We start from the raw sequence: 22,606 nt of genomic DNA, 5'->3' as shown, positions 1-22,606 counted from the left end.
TTACACCCTATTCTCTACGGATTCCATAATAAATTTTGCGCGAAACACTTCTTTTATTTTATCTCTTATTATAACCCAAATAAAGAACTTATTACCTCGGCGACGAACAATTTCTGCTTTCGCTACCAAATTAGTACCAGATCCTACCGGGTTTTTATATTTTATATTTCCAACTTCCGCAGAGCAAACAGTCGTCCCCATAACCACTTTTGCAAGGGAATTTGCTTGCGCATATAAATACTGCGGTTCTACATATCCGAATTGATCTTCCATATCAGCCGTAGTACGCAACATAGATAATGCTTGGTGCCCCTCGGTGACATCAATCAATTCGCCAACCACTTCATATGATACATGTTCTGCCATTTCATGTGATTGACCTGTAGCCATAACACGAATGCGTTCACGCAATTCAGGAATACCCAATTCTAGTCGATCGAGACGAATTGTTGGCACACTTACACCAAAGTGTGTTGCCAATTCTTCATCAGTAAGAAATGGCGTAATATTCAGTTTTTCTTGTAACTGCTTCTGGCGCTCTTGCTTCTTTAACCGACTCATGGGACCACCTTTTATGACCTAGTATTAATATTACATCCTAAGTATATACAATAATTCCCTTATTGGCAAGACTTTTCATACATATAGTAAGATATTTTCATAGCATATACAAAATATAGTTGTTTTTTTATATTTTAGTATTATTGTTTATAAAAAATAAAAATGTGTCACCATCTTATAGAATAATCTTACTATAAAATAGTGACACTTGCTATTGATAACAAAACATATAAAAATATGAGTGTATATTTTGAAAGCATATAAAAAAGACGCCTACAAAGTAGGCGTCTCTCTCTGCTCACATATTAAGCATTAGCTACTACTTGTTCACCTTTATAGTGACCACATGTAGGGCAAACACGATGAGGCATCTTAGGTTCGTGGCATTGTGGACATGCTACATAACCAGGAGCTTCTAATTTCCAATTAGCACGACGACGATCGCGACGGCATTTAGACAATCTACGTTTAGGTACTGCCATTATCTGCACCTCCTTAGTACAATCATTAGGATAATCTATCATCTTTCTCATCAAGCAAAGCACGTAACTCTGCAAATCGAGGATCCACCACAAAGGATTCACAAGAACAAGGTGAAACATTTAAATTTGCTCCGCAATGAACGCACAATCCTTTGCAATCATCCTGACATAACACTTGAGAGGGCTCATTGATGATTAATGTATCCCTAATTAGTTCAGTTAAGTCAATTTCTTCTCCATCAAAAGAATTCACATCATCTGCAGCATCTCGACAATCACTAAAGATTTCCTCAAAGAAATCTTTTCGATAATGTTCTGTGGTATTTAAACAACGGGAACAATCATAATCGCCTTTAGACTGAATCGAACCTTGAACGATGTAATTTTGACCATCAAACCAAAACTCACCACTAATGGTTATATCATGACGGCTCCAAGGAAAAGCAGTTACGTCACCAAGCTCAGAGGCTGATATCGTATAGCTATAAGGAAATTTCTTTCCTATATGTTCTTTTGCTTGCTCTACTTGCAGTTTCATAATCTTACCTCGACTCATAATATTATAAACATGACATGGTGCTTTGTCAAATAAAAAAGACTATCTCAAGTGGACTCAAGATAGCCTTTTGGTAAGTCAATTACATTTTTTCGAATTGGTCTTTACCAACACCGCAAATTGGGCAAACATAATCAGCTGGTTGATCTTCGAATTTTACGCCTTCAACAGCTTCGTCATAAACCCAACCACATACTACGCATACATATTTTTCCATGTGTATTTCCTCCTTCACTTGAAAATTATTGTTTAATGTTTATCTTTAATTAATTCAGATACTCTATCTGTAATGTAGTATATCAAAGACATCGAAACTTTTCAATACTCATTTTCTTATTTTCTCATTTTTTATAATATTTAATAATCATAGATACTATGCGGTTTTCTACTACTTAACTCATTTGAAATATATTATCATTTAGTTTTTTTATCTTTAGACTACTGCTGAATATTTTATTTTAATCCAATAATTGGAAATTAATTTTGAAAGCATATTGTTTAAATAAATAACTATAATAACCTTATCTAAGGTGTACATAATTACTATATTATACTATTATATAGAGAAGAGATTATATGATTACATATAATCTCCAAATAATATTATGCTTAATCTCTTTAGTATATAAGTATATACTGATGAATATTCTTGACTTTATTAATACTCTAATTTTATATAAGAAAATAAAATCATTCTTATATAAAATTCTCGTATAAAGGTATAATAAAGTTTCAGTAAATCTAATTGTTATCATAGGAGGCTTTATGAGAACAGCATTAACACAACTTTTACAAATCGAATACCCTATCATCCAAGGTGCTATGGCTTGGGTATCTGAACACAAACTAGTTGCTGCCGTAGCTAATGCAGGTGCTACAGGTGTAATTGCTCTTGGTGGTCGTGATGCAGAATGGACGCGCAACGAGATTCGTGCTTGTAAAGACTTAACGGATAAGCCTTTCGGAGTCAATCTCATGTTAATGGCTCCCAATAAAGACGAATTAGTGGATATTATCATTGAAGAAAAGCCTGCATTTGTAACACTTGGAGCAGGCAATCCTGTACCATATATTAAACCATTGCAAGATGCAGGCATTAAAGTTATCCCTGTTGTCCCATCTCTAAAACTTGCTAAACGCATTGAAGAAGCTGGTGCTGATGCAATTATTATTGAGGGTATGGAAGCTGGTGGACATATTGGTAGCCAAACAACCATGTCCTTGATGGAAAATATTTTACCTGAGATTTCCATTCCTGTTGTTGTAGCAGGCGCTATCGTAGATGGTCGTGGTATTGCAGCAGCATTGTTGATGGGTGCTGAGGGTGTACAAATGGGTTCCCGTTTTTTGTTAGCTGAAGAATGCCAAGCCCACATAAATATGAAAGAAGCAATTATCAAAGCCACAGATACAGACTCTGTTGTAACGGGTCTCCTCTCCGGTCACGGTGGAGTACGTAGCTTGAAAAACGAATTCACTACACGTTACTTAGCTGCCGAAACAGATGGTGTCACTACTCCTGAAGAACGCACCAAAATGTCCCAAGGCACTAACAAACGTGCTGCTATCGATGGCGATGTTGTAAATGGTGCTGTACAAGTTGGACAAGGTTTAAACCGACTTACTACTATTGAACCTGCTCACACTATAGTACAAACAGTAATGAACGAAGCTATTATGTCTATTCGTAAAGCACAACGTCTTATTGAAATCGTATAGTTAATAAATTAGGAGTTCCTTATGTTACCATTTCACGGAAAATACCCCAAATTAGATCCCAAAAGTTGTGTTATGCCTGGTGCAGAACTTGCAGGTGATGTTGAACTAAAAGAATATGCTTCCATTTGGCAAAACTGTGCACTTCGCGGTGATGTAAATAAAATTGTAGTAGGTCGCTATTCCAATGTACAGGATAACTCTGTATTACACGTTGATGACGACAGGGCTTGCATTCTTGGAGATTATGTAACAATTGGCCATGGTGCAATAGTACACGCTAGTACTATCGAAGATAATGTATTAGTTGGAATGGGCGCTATTGTATTAAGCGGTTGTCATATTGGCTCTGGCTCTATTATTGCTGCTGGTGCAGTCATAAAGGAGAACACTGTAATCCCACCTAACTCTTTAGTTGTTGGAATCCCAGCTCGCATAGCTCGTACAGATGAAACGCAAATCGAACGTATTCACAATCAAGCACTAAAATATAAACACTTGTGGACTGTAGAATATGGCATGCTTCCTGATGCGGGTGGCGAGGAATACGATAAGAACGCCAAAATCGTATAATTACATATACATTAAAAGCGGATAGTTGATTAACTCAACTATCCGCTTCTTTTCTATATATTATATTTAACTTTTATTAACTGCTATTTAGTGCTGCTTAGCGCTATTTAATTTTGATTGAATAATTTGCTCTACCATAAGGGCTGTCCCCATTGTTAAAGCTATAGGAAACAACATCTCTACAGAGAAACGAGATAATTCAAGCATAAATACACAAGATGTCATAGGCATTTTTTGTGCAAGGCCTAAGAATACTACGGCCCCCACAAAAGCAGACATTCCCAAAGATACTGGCGCTATAGCAATAGCCCATACGGTACCAAATACGATTCCCAAAGTACTACCTAACATCATAGATGGTGTAATACGACCACCATATGCACCAGCGGCCAAAGCAAGTAAAACAGCTACCCATTTGGATCCAAATAAACCCAATGCATATGTCCATGTGATATCGTTCGTAAAAGTCAACTCATTGCCTGCTTTACCATTTCCAAGAATTTCAGGAAAATACATAGCTAAAACACCAATTAGTGTAAATGCTACGATAGAAATGGGAATCATTACAGGACTACTACGATGAATGGCGGGTAGCTTACTTTGTGTAATATTAAATAAAACAACACCAATTGCAATAATAGCGCCTAAAACGATAGAAAACTCTACATAATGACTCCCCAAACTGGGTTGTGCCATTGTATATTGTATAACATCTCCTACACCAGCTTGTCGCGTCACAAATGTAGCCAAACCACAACATAAGAGGGCTGCACTCATAGCCCGTATATTCCAAGTAAGAAGCAAAGTTTCTAATGTGAAAATTGCCGCAGATAATGGTGAATTATAAACTGCAGCTAAACCAGCGCCTGCAGCACATGCAACTAATAATTGACGGTCTTCTTGTTTTATATCAAAATGTTTAACTAAAAAGGTAGTAATACCAGCGCTAGCCTCACGTGGTGCAACTTCTCGACCTAATGGAGAACCAATACCTACCGTAATTATTTGCAGTGTTGCATGTAAAACAGTAGTAATTGGATTCATATCCATTTTACCAGAAACTGCCGTTTTTATATCTACAACGCCTTTACCATATCTGTGAATCAAAACCCAACCTACGCCACCTATCACGCCACAGACGATTAAGGGTATTAATCGTTCTATCGGTGATACTCGAGCCACAGCTGCACCAAAGCTCAGATGATCAGCAGAGGAGTAATTATATACGAAATGTTGGATTCCATGTAATAAATGCGTATAGGAAGCCCCTACTAGCCCTGCTATAAAGCCAACTATAATAATGAGTCCTATAAATCGTTTATCATATATCATATTTACTCCATCGCTAATACAATTTCCCCAGCCGCTAATGTCTTTTTAACATCAATGATACGCTGATTTGAAGAACCTCTGAAGCGCAAAGCAGGATCCTTAAGTTCATCTACAAAGCGGCCATCTACGAGAATGTCGATTTCTTGTAATAAAGCACTTCGCAACTCATCTTCTAAGATATCATCTATTTCATAGCCGGAATAGGCCCAAATCTTCTTTTCTGGCGCCGCTGCTCGAACAGCTCTCACCACCGGTAATAAGCCTTGTACATTTTGAAATGGCTCCCCACCTAATAATGTTAACCCTGAACATGTAGGATTCTTCACATAGGAAACCACTAAATCTGTCTCAGCTTGCGTCCATACCTTACCAGCATTAAAATCTTGGTATTCTTCATTAAAACAATTATAACAACAATGTGTACAACCTGTTACAAATATAGATGTACGAATCCCTTCTCCATTGGCAATATCATATTGTCTTATTTGCCCATATCTCATCATAACCTCCATAGTAGTGCCTATCAACTTTGATCAACACTATATAGATATATTTCAATTTCTCATATATACAGTAAAAGCTGTGCCTTAGGCACAGCTTTTACCATTTAAAACTATCGTATTTAGAACTAAAATCGTATCCCACATCATTAGATGTCTATGATAATTATATTAATCTATATAACAGTTTATCTTAATATGCTTAATATACAGAATAATTATTAAAACTATAACTCTAATAATCTTAAATGTGCATTACACGATCTTTAATTTCCTTTGTGCGCCCTTCATTCCAGAAGTTTTCGCCAAGGTATCCACAAGTACGACGGATAACAGTTAATTTATCGCGATTTGTATTGTGGCAACGAGGGCATTCCCACTCGTTATGTTCATTTACCTTAATTTCTCCATCAAAGCCACATTCGTGACAATAGTCAGACTTGGTATTAAATTCAGCATAAGAAATATGATCATAAATATATTGAATCATAGTCAAAACAGCTGGAATATTATTAGTCATATTAGGAATTTCTGCATAGGAAATACAGCCACCTGTAGATTTCTTTTGGAACTCAGATTCAAAGGAGAACTTATCAAATACATTAATCTCTTCTCGTACGCTTACATGATAACTATTAGTATAATAACCCTTATCCGTAATGTCCTCAATAATACCAAAACGAGCGCGATCCAAAGAAGAGAATCGATGGGTTAAACTTTCAGCAGGTGTACCATATAATGCAAAGCCCATGTTATGTTTAACTCGCCATTCATCAACAGCTGCATTTAAGCGATCCATAATCTTCATCGCAAAAACGCGACCTTTCTCGCCTGTATTCGATTCACCGGTAATTAAACGAGTTGCTTCATAAATACCAATATATCCCAAGGAAATAGTCGCATAACCGCCAGTCAAGAATTTGGCAATTTTCTCGCCTTTTTTAAGTCTTGCAATAGCACCGTGTTGCCAATGGATTGGTGACACATCACTCACTACGTCCTTAAGTAATTCATAACGAAGCATTAGTGCTTTTTCTGCCAACTCAAGTCGTTTATCTAAGATTTCAAAATATCGTTCTTCACTACCGCGGGCTAGAATGCCAATTTGAGGTAAGTTTAAACTTACTACACCAATGTTAAAACGTCCATCAAACTTGTATTCACCATTTTCATCCTTCCAAGGAGATAAGAAGGATCGACAGCCCATAGGACTAAAGACATTACCTGAGTAGTTTTCCTTCATTTTTTTTGCAGAAATATAGTCAGGGTACATGCGCTTAGCCGTACATTGTGCTGCCAATTCAGTTAAGTAATAGTATGGACTATCTGGTGTTACATTATGCTCATCAAGAACATAAATCAACTTAGGAAAGGCTGGTGTAATATATACATCGGCTTCGTTTTTTACACCTTTAATACGTTGGCGCAAAATTTCTTCTGTAATAAGAGCCGCTTCCTTCGCGTATTCATAGTCTGGTTGGAAATACATAAATAATGTAACAAATGGAGATTGACCATTTGTGGTCATCAATGTATTGATTTGGTATTGAATAGTTTGGATACCATCTTTAACCTCTTTACGCGTACGTTTCCACGCTATTTCACGAGCCTTTTCCATATTAGGCTCCATGCCATAAATCTCAACTTGCTCTTCAATAACATTATTGAGGATTTTTTCATAAGATTTACGTACAAATGGTGCCAAAATACGGTCAATACCATTAATACTTTGACCACCATATTGACCAGATGCTACTTGTGCAATGATTTGTGTTGTTACAGTACAAGCAACTTGGAAAGACTTAGGTGTATCGATTTTTTTACCATTAATTACTGTGCCATTTGTAAGCATATCTTCCAAATTAATCAAGCAACAGTTAAACATAGGTTGAATAATATAATCCATATCATGGAAGTGGATAGCTCCACTATCATGGGCTTCCAAAATATCGGTAGGAATCAATTTACGACGAGCAATATCCTTAGATACTTCACCAGCAATTAAATCCCGTTGGGTAGATACAATAGCAGCATCCTTATTAGAATTTTCATCAAGAACACTGATATTACTACGATCTAATAAACCAATTACATCATCATCAGTTGTATTTTGACGACGTTTAAAAGCTTGAACAGCTTTGTAACCTTCATAGGCACGTGCCGTTGCAGGATTATGATACTCAATCAACTTATAATACACTTGATCTTCAATAGCATAAATTGTCATGTCTTTTTGAAGCTTAGTAGCATATTCCTCAATTTCATTTGCAATACGCTGTGCCAAGCCCTCTTCGTACAACCCAGTACTACTATGTTCAGCTTTTTCAATAGCCAAAGCAATCTTGTTTTTGTCGAATGGTACCTTCGTGCCATCACGCTTAATGACCTGCAACATATTGGCAACCTCCCCATCTTGTTACTGCCAAAATATATGTTAAGAAGTATAAAAAGTATGTCTAATCACACTTTTTATAAATTTATATGTAAAAATGTAAAGAATTATTAGAAACCCCCTCTATTTTTACCGCCTTCTCAGTATACTATATATGGTGGTTGTTTTCAACCCTAAATACAATATAAAGTAAAAATAGGTCCCTTTATCTATGCCAATATGACATGGATAAAAGAACCTATATAAATTATAATGCAAAGCCAAATAGACGAGTTAAGAAATTACCCTTTTTCCCCACCCAACTAGATGGGACAGAAGGATAAAATGTGCGATTAGCTAAGAGGTCGCGTTCATTAAGATGGATATTTGGCAACAAATCTTTTTTATACGTATTGTCTAATTCAGAAATTGCTTCCACATAACCTTGGTACGTCTCAACATCACAGCCATCGCTGTAACCAGTACCAAAGAAATGAATTAAACCATTTCGATATAATTCAATGGCCCTATCATAGTTAGCGTTACCATGATCAAAAGATGCCATATTACATTGAATCAAAATACCTCTATCAACCCATGCTAGTAATTGTTCAGGTTTAGTAAATAATTGTCCATAAGTTTCTACTTCACTAATAATAGGTACAAGCCCCATATCTAGTAGACTTAATAACCACGCATTAATATGATGCACTTTGCTATTTTGTGGAAGAGCAACTAATATAAAATGGCTATCTCCCAACGTATATTGATTGCGATGAGAAGCTATATATGCAACCATTTCATCACAAAGCATTACGCGAGCTCCACTGTGAATAGTTATATCTACTTGTTGCTCCTTAACCATAACTTTTACTTTATTAACTAAAGAGTTTATAGCATTCCATGTGTTCAGATCCATAGATACTGTTACATCAGGCGTACTAAAAATATCTGTAATACCTTGTTCAGACAAGGACTTAATCATTTTTACTGATTCTGCCATTGTTTGAGGCCCTTGTGGGCCTAACACAGCTGGCAAAATGCAACCATGTAAATCAACCACGCGACTCATAATCTTTCCCTTCTACTTTCGATTTTCTTTTCAAAATCGACCTCTTTTATAAAGTTCATGTTCTTCTCATTTAAGTTTATAATTCATTTTACATTCACGATTATAACAAGGGACCGGTCGCTTGTATAGTGGTTTTTCTATAAAAATAAATAAATTATTATATGTTCATTTAATACAATTTTTATATATTCATTTATCCTTCATAAAATATGACCCATAATTTCTACAATTATGAGTCATATTTTACACATTATTATATTAATAATTATTTAATTTTTAAATGTACTTTTATCTTTTATCATGACTAATATAATAAGTTAATTTCACTACCGATATACCGATGATTATACCAACTGTATCAATCAGTACATCAGACAGTTGAGAGCTGCGTCCTAGAGAAAATAATTGTATAAATTCATCTAGACTAGCTATTACTATACCCACTACTATTGTTTTTACTACTGTGCCATATTCAATATAGCGGCGTAGAACTACATATAAAACACCACCAAGGATTATGAACTCTGTAAGGTGGGCTAATTTTCGAATAATCCTATTTAAGGCCCATATATTTCCGTAAAAGCCTAATTTATTAGCTATAGGGGCAATCCACTTTGCAAAAATAAGACTAAACCCATCAGAGGTTCCTCCATTTTGCAAGGAATTATCCCATATAAAAAACACAATTAGACATAACACAATATATAGTATCCAACGTTTCATACTACTCTCCTAAACGCCACAATACATATAGCTGTATTAATCTCTATCAAAAATATCTCGTGTATAAACTTTATCTTTTACACCTTCTAAGCTACTATCCCAGCGATTAGCTACAATGACATCACTAATACGCTTAAAATCTTCAAAATTACGTATAACTGGCGAATTAAAGAAATCTTCTGCATCTAGTGTAGGTTCATATACTACCACAGCAATCCCTTTCGCCTTAATACGTTTCATAACACCTTGAATGGCTGATGCTCTAAAATTATCAGAGTTCATCTTCATGGTCAAGCGATAGATACCAACAATTTTCGGATTTTTAGCAATAATAGTATCTGCCACATGATCTTTACGTGTTCTATTCGCATCGACAATGGCAGAAATTAAGTTTTGTGGTACATCATTATAGTTAGCTAATAATTGCTTTGTATCTTTTGGCAAGCAATAACCACCATAACCAAAGGAAGGATTATTATAAAAATCTCCAATACGAGGATCTAAACAAACCCCCTTGATGATTTGACTTGTGCTAAGGCCACGTACTTCAGCATAGGAGTCTAACTCATTGAAATACGCTACACGTAATGCTAAATACGTATTAGCAAACAATTTAATTGCTTCCGCTTCCGTAGAATCAGTATATAATTGTGGAATATTTTCTTTAATAGCACCGTCTGCTAGTAATTGGCCAAAACGACGTGCTCTGTCAGAATCCTCGCCCACAACAATACGGGATGGATGTAAATTATCGTATAAGGCTTTACCTTCACGCAAGAATTCTGGCGAGAAAATTAAATTCTCCGTATTAAATTCTTTACGCATTTGTACCGTATAGCCCACCGGTACAGTTGATTTAATAATCATTACTGCATCAGGATTAATCTCTAGCACAGTTTTAATGACTTGTTCAACAGAAGATGTATCGAAAAAGTTTTTTTGAGGATCATAATTTGTAGGTGTCGAAATGATAACATAATCTGCACTGTTAAAAGCTTCTACTGGGTCAAGTGTAGCTTTGAAGTTTAACTCCTTAGTAGCTAAATACTCTTGCAATTCAGCATCTACAATAGGTGTCTCTTTGCGATTTAACATATCTACTTTTTCTGGGATGATATCGAGGGCCACCACTTCATTGTGTTGAGCTAACAACACACCATTGGAAAGGCCTACATAGCCTGTACCAGCAATTGCAATTTTCATTTATTTGCCCTCCATCATATAGAAATCTTTATACCATATGGCAAAACGCTTTAACCCTTCTCGTAAGGTTGTATTAGGTTTAAAGCCAAAATCTGCTTCTAACGCACTTGTATCAGCATATGTAACAGGCACATCCCCTGGTTGCATGGGTACTAATTCTTTATGCTCCTCAAAATTATAATCTTCTGACAATACGCCAGCAGAAACCAATTCCTCTGAAAGAATGCGCACAAAATCAAGTAAATTTTCTGGGTTGCTATTGCCGATATTATAAATAGCGTACGGTGGAACTGGCAAGCCATCCGCACCATTGCGACGCTCTGGTGCAGTAGACATAACCTTAGAAACGCCTTCTACGATATCATCGATATAGGTGAAATCACGCTTACAATTGCCGTAGTTAAAAATTTTAATTGTCCCACCATTACGTAATGTATTTGTAAAACCAAAGTATGCCATATCTGGACGACCTGCAGGGCCGTATACAGTGAAGAAACGAAGCCCTGTGCTAGGGATGTTATATAATTTAGCATACGAATAAGCCAATAACTCATTTGACTTTTTTGTAGCTGCATAAAGAGATACAGGATTATCTACTTTATCATCTATAGAGTATGGGATTTGTTTATTTGCACCATATACAGAAGAAGATGATGCATACACTAAATGCTCTACACCTCTTTCACCATCGTCATAAGAATGACGACAAGCTTCTAGAATATTATAAAATCCAATAATATTAGACTCAATATAGGCGTCGGGGTTAGTGATAGAGTAACGAACCCCTGCTTGAGCTGCTAGATTCACTACAACTCGTGGTTTATAGATAGCAAAAATTTCATCAACAAAGGACTTATCTGCAATATTCCCTTTTTTAAAAATCCATATATTCTTATTATCTTTGCTAAGTTCATCAATCTGTTGCAATCGATACTCTTTCAATGCTACATCATAGTAATCATTAACAGAATCTATGCCAATAATTTGAGTCCCTTCTGCTTCAGATAGTAAGGACATAACTAGATTAGCCCCTACAAATCCAGTGGCACCCGTTACAAGGATTACCGTGTTGTTTAAATCTACATTTTTTGAAAGCATATGTACTCCTTTCATAGTTCTGTTAATTATGTCGTTTTACTTTACTTAAGACTTTTTTATAGCCAGAAGCAATAATTATGCGCTCAGATGGAATGACGTATAAAATGGCCACATATAATACAACACATAAAAGCATACAGACGACGGTCCACCATACTGCATCATAGAGATGTAAAATACTATAGGCAATTAACCCAACTATAGATGCTGTAATGAGATATACACTGATATTAGATATTATGCGAAATGTACTCATATTGACAAATAAAGCTAATAGCAACATAGAAGCTGCTAGCATTTCCATTCTTACTAACGATCGAGCATATACAAAGGTACTGAAATCATATTGAATACAAATATAAATAACTGGTATTAAAACTACTAGATGTAGTATTTGAGTCCAAAATGATAGATTAGGCATCCCTTTTGCACGAAATATTTCGGAAATCAAATTAGCTGTTACAGTCATAATAGCCGAACTCAATGCCCATGAACCTAATACAATGCCCGCTAACGTCCATTGTGGCCCTAGTAAAAGCTGGACAACAAAGTCTTGAAATACAAATAAGCCTACACCTAGAGGTACCAAAAATAGAGCCATATAGCGTTGGAATGTAAAGAATGTATTCGAAAAGGCCTGTTGATTATTTTGCACACGACTTAAAGCCGCGAATAATACAGGAGCCAAAGATGCTGTAGCCATAGCCATTACAGTCGTAACAATAGCCATTGGCATCTTATATATACCCAAATAATAAGCATCTAAAAAACGGCTAATAATGAATGTATCCACCCAAGCAGTGAGCCATATAGAAAATGCTTCAGCTAAAGACCATGCACTATAGTTAAACATGTTCATAAAGACGCGGCTACTAAAAAACAGATGAATTTGATTCTTCCGACTCTTTAATAATGCCAACACCGTAAATAGCTGAGACCCTAGCATACCAGCAATTAAAGACCAATAATCGTACCCCATAAGCGCCATTGGTATAGATATCAATATAGGTGTAAGAATTGTTATGAGCCTAATATTTAAAAGAAACTTGAAATTAAAATCTCTTCGATACAATGCCATTTGGACACTACTAAAAGCAGATAAAGGAATCATAGCGCCCATCACGGCTAAAGGTATACCTAAGCCATCATTACCTACTAATACAGCCAATTCATCACGACCGATTATGATAGCGCTCCATAAAACTAGAGAAAACACTAGGTTGGCAATAAATGCCACATCTGTAGCCTCTTGCTTATCTTGGGCACTTTCAAACTCATGCTGAACAAGAAATTTTTGAAAACCCGCATCAGCAAGCATTTCCGCAAAAGATATAACCATCATAATCGTCGCCAATATGCCGAATGCGGTCGGTGCTAACATATGGGCCAATATTATATTTGTCAGTGGTGTAATAAGCTTTGCCAAAACCTCTGTAATAACAGACCATTTAGCAGCAGCTACGATTTTAGTATCCATTATTTCTTATTGATATTCTTAATGCCTCTCAAGAATAGTTCATGATGAGCTTCACATTCCAAATAATTTTGTATTGCTAAATAACTCGTTTTGCCCAAAATAAGTTCTACCAATTTTCGGCCCAATAAAGCATTAATAGCGCGTACAATAAATGATCTACCTAAAAACTCACGCAAATAACGTTTTACATGTGTATCAGCAAAGACCTTATAAGCTTGAGTCACAAAGTGAGGGTCTTTAATTTCTTCACTACGTTTTCTATAAGCCTCTAATGTTTCTGTAGCTTCAACTTCTGTGGCTAATCGTGTACCATTATCGGTTCTACGAATAGGCAATTCAGACACCACAAAATCATCCTTAGTTACGTCTACAGTAACTAGTATTGAATCTTTAATAAATTCTTGATGGTTTACAAAAAAATCGGAATTAAAGATAAAGTTGCCTTGTCCATAAATGATAGTGCCTCCCTGGTAATCTTCACGAGACCCTACACAATGATTATGTTGACAGATAACGAGATTCGCTCCACTATCGACAAATTTACGGCAATATCTCTGTAGCATAGGAGATGGATAGCGATAGAATTCCTTGCCGCCGTGATATAGAACGATGACATAGTCGCATTGTGCCTTTAAAACTTTCACTTCGTCAAAGCTTTCTAGCACATCAAAAGGATTAGCCCCCATTGTATGACAAGTAGCCATAGTAAACTCATTCTCTGTACAAAGATAGAATCCAATACGTATATCATCTTTTTCAAAGATAAATGGCTTCTTAGCCTCTTTCAAATTAGCTCCAGCTCCAGCATGAGCAATCTTATGCTGCTTCAACAAATTTAATGTTGTCGTCAACCCTTCCACCCCTTGATCTAAGGAGTGGTTATTAGCCAGTGTTAAAAATAACGGCTCTAACACCTTATATCCATTAATTGTTTTTGTAGGCGCAATTAAATTATTACCAAATTTTACGATGGGTGTCTCTATATCAGTAAGAGGAACCTCTAAATTGAAAACATTTAAATCCGATTGCTTCAAAATTTCATAAAGCTCTTTTCCTACAAAAGCTTCTCCATTACCGTTTTCAAATAATGTTTTATTAATATCCGTAGGAACTAAATCAGCCCCGATGTACATTCTCAAGATGTAACCACTCTCCTAATTCATAATCCTTTGACATAGGACGAAATCTTTCAAATCCAGCACCAGGAAAAAATGTTAATTCTCCAATAAATAGATGCCCTTTAATTTCATAAAAATCAACACGCAAAAATGGACACCCTTTGCTAAGCTCCATCGCAACCTGTTGCATTTCACCATATGTGTCTGGCTTTGGAAACTTTGTAGGTAACGGTGGATAATGTCCAAAATGAATTCCCATAGGATTCCAATCGATATCATAGAAGTTCATACGCGTTCCTGTTTTAGAAAAACGATTAGAACATACTACTGTTAACTTTGGTTCACCATGAAAGCAATACATCTTATAATCTAATATGTCATTGCTACCTAACTCCGACAAATATTCCTCTCCGATAATACGTCGAGGAACATTCTTATAAGGCCACTCTCTAGCAATACGTGAATAATCCCGTTTTAAGAATGTTCTTAATTTAGCTTTTGCTGCTTCCCAATCAAGTGTTGATTTATCTTTACAAATAACGATGCCTCCACTATCATGTGTACATTTCAAAACGAATTGATTAGGCAATCTATCAAGATCAATATCATCTACAGAGTTCCATACGGAAATCGTAGGTATTATATACTGATTACCTACACGTTGAGCAATAAAATGTTTAGCTTCATGTTTATCAACCATCACTGTTTGTATTGGGTCTCTAAAATTAACCTTAAGCCATTGTAACTTTTCGCTGAAAGTTTTTGGATTTTCTAGATCTAAAGGGTATCCCATATACTTAGGAAATACCTTCTTCAAAAAGTCTTCATCAGACAAAGAGTCATAATAACCCGATTTAATTAATACCCTCGTACGATAGTAAGGTTTTGTTAGAAAGGACATGCCAACATTACACAATTTTCTGAACTTCATGTTTTCGTCCTTTCCGAAGCAGTTGCACTTCTAAATAAAACAACATCATATAAAAATAAGTGCTCTTACTTTCATAAGAAACCATACCCATATCCATAACAATCTGTGAAAGGAATAGAATGAGTACCATTATATATTCATTACTATGGATATCACGATAGCGAATTAAATTATAAGCCACATAGAGATACATTGAATAATAGGCTAGTAAACCAATGACACCCGTGCCAGCTAATAACTCAATATAATTGTTATGCAAGTAGTAATTATCTTTGCCATACACGAAAAAAGTATATACAGATGGATTATTGATACCTACACCAGTTATGGGAGATTGATAAAATAAGTCCCATCCAATATCTACCAAAGCTAACCGAATAATAGTGGATGAGTCCCCCCCTGTGCCTGTAAAGGCTTCTACCATGTTAGACATTCGGTCTAATACTTCAGAGAACATCGGCAATTGCAATACCGCAATACCTATAATGGTAAGACCTAATAAGGAACCAATAACTTTTACAATAGAATTGACCGCATTAGCACTACGAAAACTTTTAAAAATAAAGAGTAATACTGTACCAACACCGACAAAAACTAAGGCCTTACGACTACCTGTAGCCGCTAAAATACCAAGTGTTGGTAATGCAATAATATGCCACCAACGAGGACGATCGTATAGCATATAATACAAGGTCATAACAATAGCATTGGCACCCAATAGCCCTACCGTATTCGCATTCAATGCATCATTAGCAATACGTGCTGAGGATGATAAAACAGTAATAAAATAATCTAAACCGTAGAAATAAACAGTATAGAAACAAACTATATAGCCTGTCCACATGCCAATCTTTAATAATGTATCCACCGATTTCTTATCTTGATAACACATGTATAAAATGATGAGCATAAAGAATATCTTGACCATATCAAAACTTCGGCTCATAGCTACGGAAACATCTGTGGCATTAATCGCACTTAGATAACAAGCACCAATAAAAATTAACATATAAGCATGCATCCAATTAAACCGCAGTTTTATAACACCCTGTTCTCGTATAAGATAAAAAATGATGAGGCCAAATAAGCATACAAATAATACATACGCACCATAGTTCGCTTCGCCAAGGGCAAAGGAAATGGTCAACGACAACACTAAAAAGATTAGAGTTATGAACCATATCATGCGATCAGCAAGAGCCGTAATATTTAACTTCAATGGTTCTCCTCCTTACAACTCATAAAACTTCTAACCAACGTTTTGCGATTTTCCATAATGGAAATTCATCGCGTACTTTGATGGCATTCTGTGAAAGTTTAGCCGCTAGTGCAGGATCTTTTAATATACTGCGCATAGCTTCATACATAGCCTGCGTATCACCTACAGGCACAAGGATACCATTCTCTCCACTTTTAATTACCATACGAGCACCGCCTACAGGACAGTCTGTAACTACTGCCGGCAGACCCATGCCCAATGCTTCCAACATAGAATTTGAAATGCCTTCAAAATCAGAAGATGATACAAACATGGAACAAGGGGCTACCTTTTCTAAAATATTGCTAGCAAATCCAGGCAATAAAACGCGATTCTCTAAATTAAGAGACTTAATTTGAGCTCGTAGTTCATCCTCTAATACACCTTGACCATAAATGACAAGTTTATATTCTGGAAACTCATCTGCCAACATACTAAAGGCTTTAATCATCATAGGCAAATTCTTTTGCGGATGCAAACGACAAGCTGTAACGATTGTCTTTTCTCGTTCTCCTTCTATAGGTGGCGGCAATTTACCATTAATAGGATTGGGGATAATAACACCGCGATTTTGGACAGATTTTGGAAAATAAGAACGAGCATCTTCCGTCTGAAATACTAGTGCATCTGCAAATCGAAAAGCAAAATTGCGCAACGCTTGTTGATGCCACCCAATAGGTACCATACGCGGGTTATTGCGTTCAGAAAAAACAATGCGATTTTTTATAAACCAAGAACTAATCGATAAGATAAAACTCGATGCAGACAAAAAAGATAAGCATGTCGCATTTGGCCTAGTCTTTAAGATTTTGATTAGTTCTTTTATTTCTTGCATAAAGCGAATGACTTTATTAGAGCTTGTAGTATGAATTTCGATTTGTTCAATACCTTCCTCTAACGCATATTCATTACCATATCGATTAGGGCTTGTTTGGATAACTGTAATATGATGACCATCATGTACCCACTGACGAGCCAACTCTGTTAAGATTCGTTCAGCCCCATCATTACCAAGGGAGATGGTGACAATTATTATTTCCTTTTTCATAAGCCTTCCTCTTGGATATATTCTGCCAGTCTTACATAGGCTTGTGCCATTGATACCTTAGGTTGCCAACCTAAAGACTTTAACTTCTTAGAACTTAAGAACATATGCACTGTCGGTGCATAGCCGAGCCCTTGTACATCTTTTGGAATATCAAAGATGACTTCACTCTTATCATTGCTAACATGAGTTGCCACTAAATGAGCAATGCTTGCAATAGAACGCGTCTCCTCATCATGACAAACATTATATGCTTCACCATGTAGTCCCTCTTTTAAAAGAGTTAAAAGCCCAGTTAAGGCATCGGTAATATAGCAATAATTCGACATAGAATCACCCTTTGTATGAAGTACAATAGCTTCTTTTTTAATAGCACTCTTAGTAAACTGCATAAAAACGCGATTATCAGCTACTGGAACACCTGGACCAAAGGTTTGAGCTAGTCTAGCTATTACAGCAGGAACGCCATATTCCACAGCATAGGACTTACAATAACATTCACAAAGTCTTTTGCTTTCGGAATAAGAACTACGAACATTTAGGTGATCCAAATAGCCTAATCTTTCCTCTGTCATAACTTGGCCAGATTCATACGGTACCCCATATTGCTCCATACTGGATAAGTAAACTAGTTTCTTTACCTTTTGACGGCGACCTAACTCAAGCATGGCCTCCGTACCATAAAAAGAGGTACGGATAGTTTCTACAGGATGTTCTACAAAAAACTTAGACTGTGTTGGTGCGGCTCCATGCAAAATATAATCACATGGCACATCAATAGATTCTAATGAACCATCTACTAGGGTTAATGACTTATTGTCTAAATACTCACCGAGAATATTTTTTGCCTTTTCATGGCTTCGCACATGACCAATCACTTTTAAATCCAGGTCATGAGTCTCATTGGCAAGTATAAGTAATTTTATAAACATCGATCCAATAAGCCCCGTTGCACCTGTTATAAGAATGCATTGATGACGGAGGAAATGAAAGTAATTTTTTTCATGTACTAAAGCCGTTAACTCGCGTTGAATAACGGAATTACTCATCTTTTAATCCTCCTAGCTCACGATTTTTAATAATCCCTGTGAACATATAATAATCAGATGGAGTTGTAATCTTTATATTTTCAGTTTCCCCTAACACAGGATATAGAGTATATCCATAGTGCATCATCATCGATGCGGAATCAATAAAGTCATGAATGCCCTCATCTTTTGCACGGTTATGAACTGATATAATATCATCTAATCTAAAACTCTGTGGAGCTTTAGCCATAAGACATTCATTGCGATTTAAAATATGCTTAATAGAACCATTTTGGGTAACCATAACCGTTTCTATAGCTGGAGTAACAGTAATGGCAGACCCCTTTGACTCAACAGATTCTATGTTTCTCTCTATGGTAGAGTTATCTACAAGTGGACGAACCCCATCATGAATCAATACAGTCACCGCGTCATCAGGGAATAAACGCTTAGCCTCTACTAGCCCATTATATTGGGATTCCAAAGCACTTTCACCACCAGGCACAATGGATAATACCTTTTGTAACCCCGCCTTTTCTATGAGTTGTTTAGTATGATCAATCCATTCTACTTTACAGGCAAGAACAATCCCATCAATAGTCTTCGTTTGTTCAAATACATCTAAGGTTTGAATCAAAATCGGTCTACCGTTCCATTCTAAAAATTGTTTTGGCGTCTTACTGTTTTTCATACGAGCACCTACGCCCCCCGCAAAAATTACTGCTATTCGTTTCATAGGCCCTCCTTATGGTTGAGCTTCTTTCTTAGCATAATGTATGCCTTTATACTCCTTGTAAGGTGTGTGTAAATCAGCAAATACTGCATCATGTTTTGCTACACGTTGCTCTACAGGTGGTAATTGCATATAGTCTCCCCAAATGAGATGCAAATATCTCTCATACCCTTTCATAACAGGTATTTGATGACCTTCAAAGTCTTTATATACAACATAAGCAAAGTCCTCTCTAGGATGACGTAGCTTCATACCTTTTAAGCTACCGATTAACTCCGTACACTCATCACTCGTATCAAAGTCGTATTGAGACATTCTCTTTTCTGCAAATCGCCAAATATGATAGCGTATAGATTGACTGGAAAAAATCTTATAAATATAACCAGCTAAAGCACGATATGTAGGCCCTTTATTATCTGGTAAACGCTGTGCATTAAAGAGTGCAAAAGTCATAGCCCACATCAACTGCAATGCACGACTAATTTTGCCGGGTGCACAGCCATCGATAGGCATAATTTCAAGTGCCAAACCATGACAAACATCTTCAAGCATACTATGACGATTGATAAAAGTCGTATTATTGTCTCTAATAGAAGCTCCTGCATCATGATAGATGTGATTGCGATCGGTACGACAATACGTAAATCGTTCAGTATCAGCATATTTTGGCCATAATTCAGCTAACTTTTCATAGTCTGGACGAGGCATGAAAAGATCTAAATCATCATCCCAAGGGATAAAGCCGTTATGACGTATAGCCCCAATGAGACCACCGCCGCAAAGATAAAAGCGCAAATTATGTGTATCACAGAACTCTTTAAAGTACAGTAACATATTCAGCTCTTTTTCTTGTATTTCCTTTGTCATAGATGTACTCATGGGGACCTCTTTCAACGTAATACAGCTAATACTGTATCAATCATCGTTTTTATATCTTGTAAAAAAGAAAACTCCTTAATACTCCTTAAATTCCAAGCCATCTTGCCCTGTAAAACCTCATTTATATAGACTTCATCAACATTCTGAGCATTTTGTAAAAGTTGATCTTCATCTTTATAAGTAATACTAGCAACACTGGTAACACCAGCAGGTAATAATAAGGTAGCTTTCATTTCATCTGTATAAGCAGCCACATAACGTGGAACCTCAGGTCTTGTACCGACAAAGCTCATATCTCCTAAAAGGATATTAATAAGCTGAGGCAATTCATCGAGACGACAGTTGCGAAGCATATTGCCTACCTTCGTAACACGCATATCATTTTGTGATGTCACTTGTGCACCTAAAGATTCCGCATTCTTTACCATAGTACGGAACTTATAGATGCCAAAGGTACGACCGTACTGTGTCACTCGAGTTTGACGGAAAAAAACCTCTCCCTCACTATCTCGTTTAATCATGATGGCTAGTACCAAGAATATAGGGCTTAATGTAATAAGCATTCCCGCTGCCATTACGCGGTCAAAAATGCTTTTACAAAGAAGGCTTATACGCCTTTGATTTAATATTTCAAAATAGGGACGAACCGCTTCACACTGAAGCTCTTTTGGTAGATCATGAAAGTTCTTTACTAGCATTCGGTAATAATCCTTTTAAACTGCTCAATGATATATTGCACTTCTTCATCTGTAAGGAGCGTATGAAGTGGCAATGTAATTTCATTTTTAAATTGGTCATAAGCATTTGGATAATCATCGATTGTAAAGCCTAAGTTTTTGTAAGCCGTATGCATTGGAATTGGCTTATAATGGACATTCGTCGCAATGCCAGCCTCAGCCATAGCTTCAATAACCTTGTTGCGGTATTGCGTATCACGGCCGTCTAAACGGACTAAATACAAGTGACCACTACTTTCATGCTCATCTGTATAATGGTTCAACAATGTAACAGGTAAATCCTTAAATGCTGTATCATAAGCTTCAATAATTTCTTTACGACGTGCCAAAAGTTTTGGGTATCTTTCAAATTGAGCTAGCCCAATAGCCGCCATGATATCCGTCATATTACATTTATAATAGGTACCTTTAATATCATATTCCCAAGCACCTGCTTTTGTTTTTGCAAGAGCATCCTTATCTTGACCATGCAAAGATAGCAATTGGAATTGCTTGTAAATAATTTCATCATCAATACCATCTATATGACGCCATGTAGCACAGCCGCCTTCAGCAGTAGTAAAATTTTTTACTGCATGGAAGGAAAAGCTACTAAAGTCTGCAACATTACCTGTTTGTACTCCTTTATATGAGGCCCCAAAGGAATGAGCACAATCAGCCACAATAGGAATATGACCTAATGCTTTTTGAATATCATTAGCAGGTGTAAAGAGAGATTTCTTTTCATCCACAATGGAGCGTAGTCGATCATAATCGCAAGGTACACCTGCAACATCAACGGGAATGATTGCTTTTGTTTTTGGTGTAATAGCGCGAGCTACTGCATCGTAATCCATTTCATAAGCATCTTTCTGTGTATCAACAAGCACTAATGTGGCGCCCACATGAACAACAGGACTTGCACTAGCTGTATAGGAATAGGCACTAGTTATGACTTCGTCTCCAGGTCCAATCCCCAATACGCGAAGGGACATTTCAAGCGCTGCCGTAGCAGAGTTTAAACAAACGGATTTAGGTGTACCTAACTGATGAGCAATCTTTTTTTCTAATTCTTTAGTACGAGGACCTGTCGTAATCCACCCACTTTTTAAGGCTTCAACGACTTCATTAATTTCTAACTCTGTAATATCTGGAGGAGAAAAATTAATTCTCATATAAATCACCTCAATACTTTCTGTACCATATTGATACGCTTGATTTATCACATAGAATA

General features: G+C 36.5%; 23 protein-coding genes. 2 read left to right on the top strand and 21 right to left on the bottom strand.

From position 1 onward, the window contains the following. The 4 genes from fapR to KH286_RS00460 all read right to left on the bottom strand — a co-directional run bounded on the left by fapR (position 1) and on the right by KH286_RS00460 (position 1,816). Positions 1 to 561 carry a transcription factor FapR gene (gene fapR / locus KH286_RS00475; RefSeq protein WP_004693429.1) on the bottom strand — a complete coding sequence of 187 codons (561 nt, stop codon included), beginning with the start codon at positions 559 to 561 and terminating at the stop codon, positions 1 to 3. 305 nt (positions 562 to 866) lie between these two features. After that, complete coding sequence (gene rpmF, locus KH286_RS00470; protein ID WP_004693428.1) at positions 867 to 1,043, bottom strand: 50S ribosomal protein L32; 177 nt, start codon at positions 1,041 to 1,043, stop codon at positions 867 to 869. A gap of 25 nt (positions 1,044 to 1,068) precedes the next feature. Beyond that, positions 1,069 to 1,581, bottom strand: coding sequence for a YceD family protein (locus KH286_RS00465; RefSeq protein WP_004693424.1), 513 nt, complete (start codon positions 1,579 to 1,581; stop codon positions 1,069 to 1,071). A gap of 100 nt (positions 1,582 to 1,681) precedes the next feature. Next, positions 1,682 to 1,816 carry a rubredoxin gene (locus KH286_RS00460; protein ID WP_004693422.1) on the bottom strand — a complete coding sequence of 45 codons (135 nt, stop codon included), beginning with the start codon at positions 1,814 to 1,816 and terminating at the stop codon, positions 1,682 to 1,684. A gap of 548 nt (positions 1,817 to 2,364) precedes the next feature. On the opposite strand from KH286_RS00460, the gene KH286_RS00455 reads away from it, so the two are divergent. Next, entirely contained in the window at positions 2,365 to 3,318 is a 954-nt protein-coding gene (locus tag KH286_RS00455; protein WP_004697213.1) for a nitronate monooxygenase, read from the top strand. Positions 3,319 to 3,339: 21 nt separating this feature from the next. Next, positions 3,340 to 3,888: a gamma carbonic anhydrase family protein gene (locus KH286_RS00450; protein WP_004693416.1), complete on the top strand. Its 549-nt coding sequence runs from the start codon at positions 3,340 to 3,342 to the stop codon at positions 3,886 to 3,888. Positions 3,889 to 3,975: 87 nt separating this feature from the next. Here the strand turns inward: KH286_RS00450 and KH286_RS00445 are convergent, their stop codons facing one another. From KH286_RS00445 to KH286_RS00365, 17 genes are all read right to left on the bottom strand, one after another. Next, positions 3,976 to 5,220, bottom strand: coding sequence for a chloride channel protein (locus tag KH286_RS00445; RefSeq protein ID WP_155086274.1), 1,245 nt, complete (start codon positions 5,218 to 5,220; stop codon positions 3,976 to 3,978). A 2-nt stretch (positions 5,221 to 5,222) separates the two neighbouring features. Continuing rightward, positions 5,223 to 5,720 (bottom strand): anaerobic ribonucleoside-triphosphate reductase activating protein, encoded by a 498-nt coding sequence (nrdG, locus tag KH286_RS00440; RefSeq protein ID WP_004697282.1) that lies wholly within the window; start codon positions 5,718 to 5,720, stop codon positions 5,223 to 5,225. A gap of 244 nt (positions 5,721 to 5,964) precedes the next feature. After that, complete coding sequence (gene nrdD, locus KH286_RS00435) at positions 5,965 to 8,115, bottom strand: anaerobic ribonucleoside-triphosphate reductase (RefSeq protein WP_004693410.1); 2,151 nt, start codon at positions 8,113 to 8,115, stop codon at positions 5,965 to 5,967. Positions 8,116 to 8,359: 244 nt separating this feature from the next. Beyond that, entirely contained in the window at positions 8,360 to 9,163 is an 804-nt protein-coding gene (locus tag KH286_RS00430) for a tyrosine-protein phosphatase (RefSeq protein WP_008600644.1), read from the bottom strand. Positions 9,164 to 9,451: 288 nt separating this feature from the next. Then, on the bottom strand, positions 9,452 to 9,886 hold the full coding sequence (locus tag KH286_RS00425) for a VanZ family protein (RefSeq protein ID WP_278472375.1): 435 nt from the start codon (positions 9,884 to 9,886) through the stop codon (positions 9,452 to 9,454). Between the two features lie 36 nt (positions 9,887 to 9,922). Continuing rightward, a complete protein-coding gene (locus KH286_RS00420; protein WP_278472378.1) occupies positions 9,923 to 11,089 on the bottom strand; it encodes a nucleotide sugar dehydrogenase in 1,167 nt (388 codons plus the stop codon). Beyond that, a complete protein-coding gene (locus tag KH286_RS00415) occupies positions 11,090 to 12,187 on the bottom strand; it encodes an NAD-dependent epimerase/dehydratase family protein (RefSeq protein WP_155086276.1) in 1,098 nt (365 codons plus the stop codon). Between the two features lie 22 nt (positions 12,188 to 12,209). Further along, complete coding sequence (locus KH286_RS00410; protein ID WP_278472381.1) at positions 12,210 to 13,664, bottom strand: lipopolysaccharide biosynthesis protein; 1,455 nt, start codon at positions 13,662 to 13,664, stop codon at positions 12,210 to 12,212. Continuing rightward, positions 13,664 to 14,797, bottom strand: coding sequence for a CapA family protein (locus KH286_RS00405; RefSeq protein WP_227037153.1), 1,134 nt, complete (start codon positions 14,795 to 14,797; stop codon positions 13,664 to 13,666). Before KH286_RS00405 ends, KH286_RS00410 begins: the two co-directional genes overlap by 1 nt. Beyond that, entirely contained in the window at positions 14,781 to 15,713 is a 933-nt protein-coding gene (locus KH286_RS00400; RefSeq protein WP_205112300.1) for an ATP-grasp fold amidoligase family protein, read from the bottom strand. Before KH286_RS00400 ends, KH286_RS00405 begins: the two co-directional genes overlap by 17 nt. After that, the gene (locus tag KH286_RS00395) at positions 15,691 to 16,932 is read right to left on the bottom strand and encodes an O-antigen ligase family protein (RefSeq protein ID WP_004693397.1); all 1,242 of its coding nucleotides are present in this window, start codon (positions 16,930 to 16,932) and stop codon (positions 15,691 to 15,693) included. Before KH286_RS00395 ends, KH286_RS00400 begins: the two co-directional genes overlap by 23 nt. A 19-nt stretch (positions 16,933 to 16,951) precedes the next feature. Next, positions 16,952 to 18,019, bottom strand: a complete 1,068-nt coding sequence (locus tag KH286_RS00390) for a glycosyltransferase (protein ID WP_205112299.1) — start codon at positions 18,017 to 18,019, stop codon at positions 16,952 to 16,954. Continuing rightward, positions 18,016 to 19,065: an NAD-dependent epimerase/dehydratase family protein gene (locus KH286_RS00385; protein WP_278617512.1), complete on the bottom strand. Its 1,050-nt coding sequence runs from the start codon at positions 19,063 to 19,065 to the stop codon at positions 18,016 to 18,018. The genes KH286_RS00390 and KH286_RS00385 overlap by 4 nt, the downstream gene beginning before the upstream one ends. Next, a complete protein-coding gene (locus KH286_RS00380; protein WP_205112297.1) occupies positions 19,058 to 19,780 on the bottom strand; it encodes an IspD/TarI family cytidylyltransferase in 723 nt (240 codons plus the stop codon). Before KH286_RS00380 ends, KH286_RS00385 begins: the two co-directional genes overlap by 8 nt. 9 nt (positions 19,781 to 19,789) lie before the next feature. Next, positions 19,790 to 20,656, bottom strand: coding sequence for a LicD family protein (locus tag KH286_RS00375; RefSeq protein ID WP_278617511.1), 867 nt, complete (start codon positions 20,654 to 20,656; stop codon positions 19,790 to 19,792). A gap of 11 nt (positions 20,657 to 20,667) precedes the next feature. Further along, positions 20,668 to 21,354, bottom strand: coding sequence for a sugar transferase (locus KH286_RS00370; protein ID WP_278617510.1), 687 nt, complete (start codon positions 21,352 to 21,354; stop codon positions 20,668 to 20,670). After that, the gene (locus KH286_RS00365) at positions 21,348 to 22,547 is read right to left on the bottom strand and encodes a DegT/DnrJ/EryC1/StrS family aminotransferase (protein WP_004693383.1); all 1,200 of its coding nucleotides are present in this window, start codon (positions 22,545 to 22,547) and stop codon (positions 21,348 to 21,350) included. Before KH286_RS00365 ends, KH286_RS00370 begins: the two co-directional genes overlap by 7 nt. Positions 22,548 to 22,606: the final 59 nt, after the last annotated feature.

The sequence above is a fragment of the Veillonella parvula genome, assembly GCF_018378075.1.
GTDB classification, from domain to species: Bacteria; Bacillota; Negativicutes; order Veillonellales; family Veillonellaceae; genus Veillonella; species Veillonella parvula_K.
The sequence above is the reverse complement of the archived record's forward strand: the minus strand, read 5'-3'. Positions and strand labels throughout refer to the sequence as shown.